Origin of the sequence: uncultured Campylobacter sp., from assembly GCF_938045595.1 — a bacterium.
GTDB lineage: Bacteria > Campylobacterota > Campylobacteria > Campylobacterales > Campylobacteraceae > Campylobacter_B.
In genome coordinates this window covers 1-12,025 of the sequence record NZ_CALIBB010000270.1, presented here as the reverse complement: position 1 = coordinate 12,025, position 12,025 = coordinate 1, and the positions used below count along the sequence as shown (strand labels likewise).

The 12,025-nt window shown below is 47.0% G+C and carries 11 protein-coding genes; 9 read left to right on the top strand and 2 right to left on the bottom strand.

Annotated elements, in window-relative coordinates; genetic code table 11:
- Positions 1–1,420: L-seryl-tRNA(Sec) selenium transferase (gene selA, locus Q0340_RS10635; protein ID WP_298083282.1), on the bottom strand; the 1,420-nt coding region annotated here is incomplete at its 3' end.
- A gap of 166 nt (positions 1,421–1,586) precedes the next feature.
- Between selA and Q0340_RS10630 the strand changes: the two genes are divergently transcribed.
- The 9 genes from Q0340_RS10630 to Q0340_RS10590 all read left to right on the top strand — a co-directional run bounded on the left by Q0340_RS10630 (position 1,587) and on the right by Q0340_RS10590 (position 11,010).
- Positions 1,587–3,269, top strand: coding sequence for a 4Fe-4S dicluster domain-containing protein (locus tag Q0340_RS10630; RefSeq protein WP_298083281.1), 1,683 nt, complete (start codon positions 1,587–1,589; stop codon positions 3,267–3,269).
- Positions 3,269–4,138 carry a molecular chaperone TorD family protein gene (locus tag Q0340_RS10625; protein ID WP_298083280.1) on the top strand — a complete coding sequence of 290 codons (870 nt, stop codon included), beginning with the start codon at positions 3,269–3,271 and terminating at the stop codon, positions 4,136–4,138. The genes Q0340_RS10630 and Q0340_RS10625 overlap by 1 nt, the downstream gene beginning before the upstream one ends.
- 252 nt (positions 4,139–4,390) lie before the next feature.
- Entirely contained in the window at positions 4,391–4,588 is a 198-nt protein-coding gene (locus tag Q0340_RS10620; protein WP_005871103.1) for a twin-arginine translocation signal domain-containing protein, read from the top strand.
- A gap of 10 nt (positions 4,589–4,598) precedes the next feature.
- Positions 4,599–7,520, top strand: coding sequence for a formate dehydrogenase subunit alpha (locus Q0340_RS10615; RefSeq protein ID WP_298083279.1), 2,922 nt, complete (start codon positions 4,599–4,601; stop codon positions 7,518–7,520).
- Positions 7,521–7,529: 9 nt separating this feature from the next.
- Positions 7,530–8,087 carry a formate dehydrogenase FDH3 subunit beta gene (gene fdh3B / locus Q0340_RS10610; protein WP_297913568.1) on the top strand — a complete coding sequence of 186 codons (558 nt, stop codon included), beginning with the start codon at positions 7,530–7,532 and terminating at the stop codon, positions 8,085–8,087.
- A gap of 238 nt (positions 8,088–8,325) precedes the next feature.
- A complete protein-coding gene (locus Q0340_RS10605) occupies positions 8,326–8,943 on the top strand; it encodes a hypothetical protein (RefSeq protein WP_297902697.1) in 618 nt (205 codons plus the stop codon).
- Complete coding sequence (locus Q0340_RS10600; protein WP_298083278.1) at positions 8,940–9,842, top strand: hypothetical protein; 903 nt, start codon at positions 8,940–8,942, stop codon at positions 9,840–9,842. Before Q0340_RS10605 ends, Q0340_RS10600 begins: the two co-directional genes overlap by 4 nt.
- Before the next feature lie 10 nt (positions 9,843–9,852).
- Positions 9,853–10,482 carry a LysE family transporter gene (locus tag Q0340_RS10595; RefSeq protein ID WP_298083277.1) on the top strand — a complete coding sequence of 210 codons (630 nt, stop codon included), beginning with the start codon at positions 9,853–9,855 and terminating at the stop codon, positions 10,480–10,482.
- A gap of 42 nt (positions 10,483–10,524) precedes the next feature.
- Entirely contained in the window at positions 10,525–11,010 is a 486-nt protein-coding gene (locus Q0340_RS10590; RefSeq protein WP_295151131.1) for a hypothetical protein, read from the top strand.
- Positions 11,011–11,613: 603 nt separating this feature from the next.
- Here Q0340_RS10590 and Q0340_RS10585 read toward each other — a convergent pair.
- The gene (locus tag Q0340_RS10585; RefSeq protein ID WP_298083276.1) at positions 11,614–11,760 is read right to left on the bottom strand and encodes a hypothetical protein; all 147 of its coding nucleotides are present in this window, start codon (positions 11,758–11,760) and stop codon (positions 11,614–11,616) included.
- Positions 11,761–12,025 lie beyond the last annotated feature (265 nt).

Below are 12,025 nucleotides of genomic sequence, written 5' to 3'. Positions count from 1 at the left end.
CGGGCATCGTACCGCCGCCTACAAAGGTGGTAGTAGGCACGATCTGCGATTTTACGCCGATACGCGATCGCACTAGCTCCGCTCGCTCGCGCAGCTCGTCCAGGCTCAGATGGATCTGATCTATCGTCGTGATGAGGTGAAATTCTTTATTTATATACGCCTTGATCGTCTCGGCAAGCAGGCTTAGCGTGATCTTATCCACGCGCAGCATTCGCAGTAGCTGGTTTTTTCGCAGGCGCGCGATGAGCTTGCGATCTCCTAGGATGATGCCGCATTGCACGGAGCCGAAAAGCTTGTCGCCGCTAAAGCTAAGCAGCCGCACGCCGCTTTTTAAAAGCTCAAAAATGGATGGCTCGCTTTTGCCTAGCCCAAATCCCAGCTCGCTTGCATAGCCGCTTCCAAGATCGTAGTAATCGATGATCTCGTTAAAGCTTTCCTCTTTTTTCATGCTAAATTTTGCGGGGTAAATTTTAGAAATTTCGCTCTTGTCGCTCGCGCCGCCTTCATAAAAACGCTCGCTCTTTTCGGACGGCTCGTCGTTTTTTAAATTTAAAGAATTTGCAGAGCTTGCAGCTAAGCTTAAACCATTCGGCGCGGAATTTAAAATTTCGCCGTCTGCGTCCGAAGAGCCGCCGCAAAGATCTGCTAAATTTTTAAAGCTTGCCGCTCTAAGCGCTAAAAATTCTCTCTTTGCCTGTGAGGCGCGACGTGCGAGAGCTGCCGTCTCCGCAGCGCTTACGCTAGAGCTGAAGCCTGAAATTTTAAAATTTGAGCGGTGCACCTTCATCAAGATCGCCGTATTTTCATTGATTGCTTCCTCGTAATCTTCCGGCTTGGTTTTGTTCGTAGTGCCGATTTCTACGAGCTTTGCGCCCGAGTTTGCCATCACTTCGCTCACCCGAAAGCTCCCGCCGATCTCGACTAGCTCGCCGCGGCTTACCACGACCTCGCGTCCGCGCGCGAAGGTATTTAGCACCAAAAAGACCGCCGCAGCGTTGTTATTGACCACGAGCGCGTCCTGCGCGCCGAAGAGCTCGCTGCACAAAAGCGCTATGTAGTCGTATCTGTTGCCGCGCGCGCCCTCGGATAGGTCGTATTCTAAATTTGAATATGAGGTGATGACCTTTTGCGCGCGGACTAAAATTTCGGCGCTGATGACGCTGCGGCCGAGGTTTGTGTGCAGCACGACGCCGGTTGCGTTGATAAGCGGCTTAAGGCTTAGATTTTGAAATTTTTCGTAGCGCGATTTGATGCGTGCGATGATCTCGCTTTCGCTTGCGACCGCGCCTCCTTGCAGCGCCTTTTCGCGCTCCTGTCGGATGAGCTCTTGCGCGATTTTGATGATTTGCGGGCGGAGGCAGTTTTGAAACTCCTGCGCGTTTGCGATTTTATCGATTTTTGGTAGTTTGATTCGTTGCATTGCGACCCCGATGCCTTAAAATTTAGGCGATTTTATCATTTAAAGCTTTGATTTTGCTTTATCTATAGAATTATTAATTTAAATTCGATTTACTTTAAGTGCAGAATTTAAAAGCTGTTTAGAAAATAAGAGTAAAACCCGCCTAATTATCAATTTAGGATAGATTATGAAAGAACATGGATTTTACGCCGCGGGGCTAAAAGATGTCGTCTTAAGCGACGATATCGAAATTTGCGGCGATGAAGAGGGGGCGAAAAATGAGGAATTTATCGTTGCTAATTCGCCGAAACTAAAAGCGCAAATTTATGCACCCGAGATAAATTTTTATATAGAAAATTCCGCAGATGAGCCGCTACAAATCGCTAAAAACGTAGATATTTTGTATCGCGCCAAGGATATTGCCTTCGACGGCGCGCTAGATAGCGACTATCAAAAGCCCGTCGGCAAAAATGTGATTCTCGCCTGTGACGAGCCTCGAGGGGAGCTTGTGGGGCTACTTAGGCAGCAGGGATTTAAGGTGATCGCGTTAAGCAGAGCCGAGATAAAGTTCGTCTACGGCGAGATTGGCGATCTTGCGGTTACGATTTTAAGCGAGCAGGATGAGGTTGAGACTGAGGCGGATTTTTTCTTGATTAGCGGCGCGACGCCCTATCAGCTACGACAAAGCGGCTGCTACGAGATCTCGGGGCTAAAAGACGATGAAATTTTAGAAATTTTAAATTCCAAAAGCCCGGTTTATCATTATAAGAATTCCACGATCTTCGATCCTGCGATTTGCCAGTATCAAGGTAGGCGAAATGAGCTGCGAGCGCCATGCGCGGAGGTTTGCCCTACAGTGGCGATTTTGAAAAACGACGAAAAGCGCGAGTTAGTATTTTCGCATATCGACTGCATCGGTTGCGGCGCGTGCGTGAGCGTCTGCCCTAGCGGTGCGCTGAAATTTGCCAAGCTGCCCCAAAGCGTATTTGGCGAGATCGCAAAGCTCTATGCAGGCAAAATTCCGTTTCTCATCGCAGAGAGCGAAATCGAGTCCGCACCCGCAGTGCAGCTTCCGTGCGGCGTGCTGCCGTTTGGAATTTTTGGAAGCAAGCAAATAGATGAGGTAAATTTGCTAAGCGCGATGCAAGAAAGTGGCTCGAGTGTGATCGTTTACGGCGCGGACGTAGGCGAGGGCACGCGCGAAGCGGTGGAGCTTATCAATGGAATTTCGCGCGCGATCTACGGCGAGGACGCGGTATTTTTAGCGCGAAATTTAATCGAGCTACAAGAGGCGCTAAAGCAGGCGCAAAGCTCTCGGCCCTGGGCGTTTAGCTTAAACGAGCAGGGTCTTAGCAAGAAAGAAATTTTTTCCAAACGCGTAAGCGCGATGGTTGGTGATGGTAGCTTCAGCGTCGTAAAAAGCGGAGAGTTGCTAAAATTTGGCAAAGTAAACATAAACGAAGCAAGCTGCACGCTATGCCTTAGCTGCGTGGGTGCCTGTAATACCGGCGCGCTGTATGCCGATAACAGCGACAATTCGATTAAGCTCAATGCCTCGCTTTGCACGACGTGCAACTACTGCGTGCTAAGCTGCGCCGAAAAGGATACGATCGAGCTTAAGCCTTGCGGCGTGGAGCTTGAGCCGGGATTTTTTAATTACAAAATGCTAGCTAAAGATGAGCTTTTTAAGTGCATTGAATGCGGTAAGGAATTTGCGACGAGCAAAGCCGTGATGAAGATCGCGGATATGATGGGTGCGCATTTTGCAAACGAGCCTGAAAAGATGAAGACGCTTTTTTGCTGCGGCGATTGCAAGGCGAAAATAATGATAAAAAAACAGATAGAAGATGCTAGAAAAGGGGTAATGTAATGGATGCAAATTTAATCAAAGCGAGAAGCTACTACTACGAATTTTTCGCGATTCCGTTTTTTTTCTACAATACGGACGCTAAATTTAAACGCTGGCAGCAGCAGCTGGAGTTTTTACGTAGCTCGCCCATCGTGTCTAGCGATGAGGCGGAATTTCAAAATTTAGCGAAATTCGACTTCGCAGCGTTTAAAAGCGAGCAAAATTCCGTGCTTTTTGATTTTTCATACGCCAATGTGCCGATGAGTGCGAGCTTCTACGACGAAGGACGCGACGATGGGCGTATGCGCGTCGCAGTAATTGACGTGCTAAAAAAGAGTAAATTTCGCCGCAATATGGAGCTTTGCAAAGAGTGCGAGGACTATGTGGGATTTATTTTTTACCTGCATTCGACTCTGCTTCGCGACGCGACTGCAAAACACAGCGCAGTTTTAAACGGACAAAATTCCGTGGCAAACGAGCAAAATTTTACGAATAGCGCGAGCTTGACAGCGCAAGACAGAAAAAATTCTGTAGATTCGCATGGCAGTAAAAATTTTACAGGCCCGCAGGATGGTAAAAATACTGCGAGCGCGCAATACGCTAAAAATTTCGTCGGCGCGCAAGACGGCGAAGCGCTGGCGTTAGAGCTTTTTACGAATGTCACCAACAGCTTTGTGGATGAGTTTAGCGAGCTTTTGTGCGGGCATGTGCGGGCGGATTTTTTCAAATCATTAGGCGCACTAATGAGAAGCTTTTTTGCGCTTGAGCGCTCGCTTTTAGCGCTTGCCGCTCCGCAAAAGAAAGATCGCAGCGTCGTTAAAGAAGCGATCAAAAAAGGCGGCTATCAAAATAAATTTACCAATCCGGAAGATATTTTTGATCTGGATTGATAAATAAAATTTTTAACCAAAATCTTAACGCAAAAGTAGAATTTCGGTTAAATTTTAAACTCGCAAGCTCGAGTTTTGCGAGTAGTTTTTTAGTTAGAACTTTATATTTTGAATTTTAAATAAAATTTAAAAAGTAACTTAAAATTTAATTTCCATCTCACTGCCTTTTCGTTATAATTCATTAGACTTAAATCCTGTAACAGGCGTTACTACAATAAAAGATTTAAAGCGATTTCTTCACAAAGGAAAACCATGGAGAACAAACGCAGGGATTTTCTTAAAAAATCTCTAAAAATCGGCGCAGTAGGCGCCGTGGGCGTTGCCGCATCTCAGGCTCTAGCAAAAAGCGAGCAGGATTACGGCGATACCGTTCGTGGCAAATCACCGAAAAAAGAGGTGCTTTACTGGGAGAGTGAAGCGTGGAAAAAATACTATAAAGTAGCTTACTAGGAGAATTTTCATGAGTGAGAATACGATCGGAAGGAGATCGTTTTTGAAACTCGCCGCTTTAGGAGCGAGCAGCGTAGCTGCGTTTGGCGAAAATAATACGCTAAGAGCCGCTACTGAGCAAGAGATCAAAAACCCATTTCCAGGTTCCGTTATGAAGCGAACGATATGTTCGATCTGTTCCGTAGGCTGCGGTATCGAGGCTCAAGTGGATGAGAGCACCAATACCTGGATTCGCCAAGATATGGCAGTAGATCACCCGATCTCACAAGGCAGCCACTGCTGTAAGGGAATCGATCAAATCGATCTAACCAAATCTAAAATGCGTCTTAAATATCCGCTCAAAAAGGTTGGCGGCAAGTGGGAGCGCATAAGTTGGGAACAAGCCGTTAACGAAATCGGCGATAAAATGCTTCAAGTTCGCAAAGAGGACGGCCCAGATAGTGTGGTATTTCTGGGCTCGGCTAAATTTTGCAACGAGCAGGCATATTATTTTAGAAAATTTGCAGCCTTTTGGGGTACAAACAGCAACGACCACGTAGCCAGAATTTGACATAGCGCAACAGTCGCCGGTGTGGCGAATACTTGGGGTTATGGAGCTATGACAAATCACGTAGGCGATATGGCGAAAAATTCTAAAATGATCCTTTTCATAGGTGCGAATTCTGCGGTCGCAAATCCCGTGGGGGCTATGAAGCATGCTCTTCAAGCTCGCGATAGAAACGGCGCGAAAATCGTCGTCGTCGATCCAAATTTTACTAGAACTGCGGCTAAGGCCGATATGTATATTAGAATTCGTCCGGGAACTGATATAGCGTTTGTGTACGGAATGCTGCATCTAATCTTTAAAAACGGCTGGGAGGATAAAGAACTAATAAAAACCAGAACCTACGCTGTAGATGAGATCAAGGCGGAAGCTGAGAAGTGGGATCCTAAAGAGGTAGCTAACGTTACCGGATGCAAAGAAGAGGAGCTGATAGAATTTACGAGGATGTTTGCTACCACAAAGCCCGCTACTTTATGCTGGGCTCTAGGCATTACACAGCACTCGATCGGAAGTTCTAATACTAGAATTTTGGCTCTTTTGCAGCTCATACTAGGCAATATGGGCAAGCCAGGCGGCGGCTGCAACATCCTTAGAGGCCATGATAATGTTCAGGGCGCTACCGATATGTGCAATCTCTCCGATAGCTTACCTGCGTATTACGGGCTAGCCGATAACGCTTGGAAGCACTTCTGCAAGGGCTGGGGCGTAGATTACGAGCAGTTTATTAAAAGATTTGCCGTCTCTACTAAGCAGCCGCACGAAAAGCAGGGTGAAAAAGTGCCTGGTACGAATTTTACCGAGTATTTTCACTACGATCCGAGCATCGAGCAAGATGTGATAAATTGGCGCAACGAAAAGGGCTTTTCGCTATCTAAATGGTGGCAGGGCGTTTTGAAAAACGAGCCCGTTTTAAGTAGTGGCAATGTCCGCGTTCTTTGGGTGCAAGGCACAGGAATTACTTCTATGGCTCACGTTCGCGAGACTCAAGAAGCATTAGGTAAGATCGATATGCTGGTAGTCGCCGAGCCGTTCTTAAACGAAGTAGCGATTCTAAATGATAGACCGGATGGAATTTATGTTTTGCCGGTAGCTACGCAGTTTGAAAGCGAAGGTCATCTAAGCGCTACAAACCGCAGCGGTCAGTGGAGAACTCAGATCGTTAAGCCGCTATTTGAGAGCAAAGAGGATCAAGAAGTAATGTTTTTATTCGCGAAAAAATTCGGCTTTTACGACGAATACGTTCGCGGCATGAAGATGGGCATCGTTGATGGCGAGCTTAAGCAGGTTAAGGACGATTTCGTTTGGCCTGACGACGCTACCGATGAGATTGCACGCAATACTCAAAGTATTGGAAATAACGGACGCACCGCAGCTAGATTTCGCAGACAGCAGAAGAACTGGCATCTATTTGATCCCGATACTTTGCGCGGCATAGGTGGCGAGGTCGAGGGCGAATACTACGGGCTTCCATGGCCTTGCTGGGATACGCAACACCCGGGCACGCCGATTCTTTACGACGTAACTAAGCCTTATGCCGACGGCGGTATGGGATTTAGAAACCGCTTTGGCTTAGAACACGACGGCGTTTCGCAGCTAGCCGACGAGAGCATTACCCTTCCGGGATCAAAAATTCAAGGCGGACACGCAGAGATTACTAAGGCAAATATCGAACAGGTTTTAGGCATCACGCTAAGCGAGGATGAAAAAGCCAAGATGGGACCTACGTGGAGTACCGATTATAGCGGTATCATTGCTAAAAAATGTCGCGAGTTTGGAATTTGCCCTTGTGGAAACGCAAGAGCAAGAGCGAAGGTTTGGCAGTTTGCGGATCAAATTCCAAAGCATCGCGAACCGATCCACTCGCCTAGATGGGATTTGGTGGAGAAATATCCGACCTTTGCGGATCAAAAACGAAATTTCCGCGTCTTTACGAGATTTATCTCCGAGCAGAAAAAGCAGGATTGGAGCAAGGATTTCCCTACGATCGTGAGCTCGCTAAGGCTTGTAAATTTAAGCGGTGCGGGCATGATTGAGCGCACGAGCAAGTATCTTTCGGCGATTACTCCGGAGATGTTTGCGCACGTAAATCCTAAGCTTGCCGCTGATAAAGGTATCAAAGATGGTGAGATGATGTGGATTCATTCGCCGCAAGGCACGAAGATCAAAGTCAAGTGCATCTATTCGCACGCCGTAACGCCTGATCGTATTGTTATGCCGTATAACTTCGCGGGAATTTTCCAGGGCGAGGATCTAAGCGAGCGCTATCCTGAGGGCACTAAGCCATATATCAGAGGCGAGAGCTCAAATACGATTACCAACTACGGCTTTGACATAAATACGCAAATTTCGGAATTTAACGCCGGTCTTTGCAGACTAGAAAGAGCATAAGGAGATAAAATGCCGGCAAGATTAAAATTTTACGTCGATGTCGAGCGTTGCATCGCTTGCTATGGTTGCCAGGTAGCCTGCAGCTCGGCTCACGAAGTTCCCGTGCAGATAAATAGGCGCAAGGTTATTACTTTAAACGAGGGCATAGAGGGGCAGGAGGTTTCAAGCTCTATTGCTTGCCAACACTGCACCGATGCGCCTTGCGCGCAGGTTTGCCCGGTTCAATGCTTCTATATCAGAACCGACGGCGTCGTTTTACACGACAAAGATAAATGTATCGGCTGCGGATACTGCCTCTACGCGTGTCCGTTCGGTGCTCCGCAATTCCCTAGAGACGGAGCTTTCGGTATCAAAGGCGCGATGGATAAGTGCACTATGTGCGCGGGCGGACCGGAGCCTACGTTTTCGCACGAGGAGCTACATAAATACGGCCAAAACCGCATCGCAGAGGGCAAGGTTCCGATTTGTGCGGCGATCTGTTGCACGAACGCTCTAATCGTGGGCGATGCGAGCAGAGTTTCGGATGTTTATCGCAAGCGCGTACTTACGCGCGGCGTGAGCCTATAAGATTGTGGAATTTTAAACGCCTACGATTTAAAATTCCGCCTCTTTTACAGAAATTTCAACCGAGCGACGGCTTTAAATTTAGCGGTCGCTCGGCGCAAAATTTTATTTAAAAATTCCACTCTTGCCCATTCGCCGTTAGATTATTTCAAAAAATCGCCTCTTGCTGACATTAAAATTTTAAATTTATGCTACAATCACTCAAATTTAGGATTTGAAATCTTAAGCGAAAGGATCCGTCTTGAAAAATAAAATTTCACTTTTTTTGGTCATTTCGGCGTTTTTGATTTTTACGGGCTGCTCTAAAAATGTGCCCGTAAATAGCGGTATCGTGCGCACTTCCGAGCCGCTTCACATTATGGAATTTCCGCAGGATAAACTCATAAGCGTAAATTTTACCAATACCTCGACGACGGATTCGAATTTAACCCAAGTAGTGATCCAACATCTGCGTGCGGATGGATTTAAGGTCGTAAATAAAAGTGCGGCGAACGTCCAAATCGGTGGCAATCTCAACTACTTCCGCAAGGCTGATTTTTCGCGCAGATCGTGGGACAATCCGAGATTTAGCTTCGGTATGGGCTTTGGCAGGTATTATAGATATACGGGCGTGGGCGTAGGCTGGGGGATGCCGTTCGGTTATGATCCTTGGGACGACGACGATTATTACAGAGACTACTTCTACGACTCGCAGATTAGCCTCTACATAAGCGTTAAAAACAAGGGCGCGTGGAAGGATTACGTAACGAACCTCAACTACCAAAGCATCAAAAATCCGGGCTCTAAAGACTCGGTAATGGATGCGCTAAATTTTAAAATTTACGAATATATAAGACAGATGATTAAGCAGGGAAGATGATAGTAAAAGAGAATAAAAAGCCCGTAGCGATGACGCTGGCGGGATCGGCGATTTTGGCGCTCGCTAGCGGATATTGCTACCACGCGGGCTTTGGCGGTGCGGCGCTTTTTGCTTCCGTAGTGGCGGCATTTTGCGCGTTTTTTTGCGCGCTTAGACTCGACGCTAAAAATTATTTGCAGATCGGCGAGGATGCTTTTACGATCGTACGCGGCGCAAATTCCGAGAGCTTCGAATACAAAGATATAGCAAATTTAGGCACCAAAACCTTCGTCGCGGGCAGAAACAAAACGGAGCTTTTAAATTTTGTATTCAAAAAAATGCCGCAGGCGCAGGATCGCTTTAATTTTTTACGATTTTACAGCGACACAGAGGCCACGCTACCGGGCTCGTTTGAAATTTCGATCTACGAGCTGAGTAAAATTTTGCGCGAGAAAGCGGGTCTTTCGCAAAGCTCTGAGGAAGAGCAAGCCGCTCCAAAAACTCGCAAGGGTGCTAAGGGCTCTAAAAAAAGCACAAACTCCGCTAAAAATTTTAAAACTAAAAACTTCCGCGATGAAAATTCCGCTTCGCAAAATTCCTGTGGCGCACAAAATTTAGGCGCGGAGAATTCCTACGCCGCGCAGAATTCCATCGCACAAAATTCTAATGGCGCCGCCGATTCAAACGGCGCGCAGAATTTAAAGAGCGCTTCAAATTTAAACGAACAAGGCTCCGCCGCGCCGAATAATGCCGCTTCTTCAAATAGCGCTAGCGTGGGCGAAAATTTCATAGGTGCCGAGAATTCCGCGCCTAAATTTTGTGCGGGCGATAATGAGCTTGACGCTGCGCCAGGAAGTGTGGTAGCGGCTGACTCTGATGCCGAGATGCAAAGCTCCGCCTGCGAAAGTAAAAACAAGTAGAGGCGCGGTCTTGAACTCCTTGCCGATCGGAATTTTCTTGCAAGGAGCCGCGCTGATGCTCTCGCTTATCGTCGCGATCGGCGCGCAAAACATCTTCGTCATCTCCCAAGGCCTTGCAAAAAACCACGTCGCGGCGGTTTGCACGGTCTGTGCGCTAAGCGATGCCGTATTTACGGCCGTAGGGATATTTTTAATCGGCGGCACTCTTAAGCAAGGCTCGCTTTTTACCCAAATTTTAGGCATAGGCGGGATCATATTTCTGCTCTGCTACGCGCTAAGCTCGTTTTTTAGCGCCTATAGGGGCTCGCATTTTGCCAAGATTCAAAACTCGGCAAATAGCCCGCTGGCGCCCGTCGTAGCCAAAGCCCTTGCGGTGACGCTTCTAAATCCGCACGTGTATTTAGACACCGTCGTGGTCGTGGGCTCGCTGGGCGCTACGATCGCATATGCCCAAAAGCCGTGGTTTTACGCGGGAGTTATGTTTGTATCGTTTGCGTGGTTTTTCGGCTTGGGCTACGGTTCAGGGGCGCTTTCGAAGCTTTTTGCAAGCAGCAGAGCATGGCGCATAATCGACGCGCTCGTGGGAGTTTTGATGCTGTATATGGCGTATCTGATCGCGAAGTTTGTCTTTAAAATTTAAAATTTAACGCTAAAATTCCGCATTCTTGATAAAGGATCTATGATGAAAATTGAAATTGAAAGCGGGCTCGAGCTAAAAGAGGCCTTGTGGCGCGTAGAGAAAGCTCTGCGACTAGTGACCGACAAGGATGGCAAAATCACATCGAGCGCGACGCTTTACGTGGGCAAACATTCGCTTTTAAATTTACTCGATACCAACCAGATCGAAAATATCCAAAACGCCTATGCGCGCGCCAGGACGGAATTTCGCGCGGAGATGCTAGGCGTACTGGAGGGCTTTTTATCCCAAGAGGATGCCGAGAAAGATCCGGAATACGCGCTATTTAATCAGCTCTACCAAATGGCGATGACCGCGGGCAGAAAGAGCGATATTTTTATCCATGTCCAAGGCATCAGCGAAAACGAGGTCGTGCTGCGCGTGTATCAGCGCTTCGAGCTGGAGAGCGGCGAAACAATCTATTACGCAGGCGGTGAGTTTAGCTACAATCTGGATGAAAATTTCGGTAAAATTTATCGCTACGAAATCTGATTTTGGCGGTACGGCGCGAGATCAGGTGCCTCTTCGATCGTAAATATTACGTCCGCATTATGCTTCTTTGCCACAGCGCGTAAATTTAGACGCTCAAAACACATGGCGAGTTTAAATTTAGACAAACTTTCTGCAACGATAGAATTCTTCTCGGTTAAAATTTATCGCGATTTCAAATTTAAAGCTGCGTGTAAATTTTTATCCTTCAATACGCAAATTTTACCCTACTGCCCGCCCGCCTTCGAGTTTGCCTTGTTTTACGCTTGCCGAAATTTTTAAGTCGAGCTCGCATAAAATTTTATTTCTTAGGCACATAAATTTTGTTGGATCGCACTTTTATGCAAAAGAAAAGATAATTAAACGAAGCCGAATTTAACCAAGGCGCGTATGTCGGAGAGCTAGCTGAAAGATACGTTAGTTGGCGGTTTACTGCCATTGCTCGCTTTATAAAATTTTTAGGAATTAATGCGTGCAAAGAAAACGCAATGCTAAGTAAAAAACTAGGATAATAAGAGCGCTGATCGGACTAGTGATAATGATCGCGAAAGCCGTTGTTTAGCAGCTGGTGGGGGCTGGTCGGACTCGTGCCCTTTATCGTAGGCGTCACGGGATTTTGCCCCGCTTGCTACTTTTTAAACCGCTGTTCGCTAAAGCGCTAAATTTAGCTGCGGTATGCGGTTTGCTGCGCGCCTGGGCAAGAAGCGCGATAAATTTAGCGGCGAAGTGAGCTTCAAATTTTAAATTCTCCATGCCTTGCCGCGGAATGTTAAAATTAAACGAGCGCTTAAGGCTTAAATTTTATCGCGCGATGCAGGGCGGAAATTTAATCTCGTACCGCAGTCAATCGGGCATGCCGCTATCTGCGTAAAATTTTAACGCCGTGTCGCTTTCGGTGCTCTTGCTAGAGCAGGCTTGTGCTTCGCATCCGCCACAACCAAACTCTATGATTAATCGCACCTCGCCTCTTAAAATTCATCTTAAATTTGCTAAAATTGCAGCAAAATTTAAAATTTAA

Excerpts from the sequence above, each read along its gene's own strand:
- Q0340_RS10630 (WP_298083281.1), top strand. The coding sequence starts at position 1,587 with ATGAAAGAACATGGATTTTACGCCGCGGGGCTAAAAGATGTCGTCTTA.
- Q0340_RS10625 (WP_298083280.1), top strand. The coding sequence starts at position 3,269 with ATGGATGCAAATTTAATCAAAGCGAGAAGCTACTACTACGAATTTTTC.
- Q0340_RS10620 (WP_005871103.1), top strand. The coding sequence starts at position 4,391 with ATGGAGAACAAACGCAGGGATTTTCTTAAAAAATCTCTAAAAATCGGC.
- fdh3B (WP_297913568.1), top strand. The coding sequence starts at position 7,530 with ATGCCGGCAAGATTAAAATTTTACGTCGATGTCGAGCGTTGCATCGCT.
- Q0340_RS10600 (WP_298083278.1), top strand. The coding sequence starts at position 8,940 with ATGATAGTAAAAGAGAATAAAAAGCCCGTAGCGATGACGCTGGCGGGA.
- Q0340_RS10590 (WP_295151131.1), top strand. The coding sequence starts at position 10,525 with ATGAAAATTGAAATTGAAAGCGGGCTCGAGCTAAAAGAGGCCTTGTGG.
- Q0340_RS10585 (WP_298083276.1), bottom strand. The coding sequence starts at position 11,760 with ATGGAGAATTTAAAATTTGAAGCTCACTTCGCCGCTAAATTTATCGCG.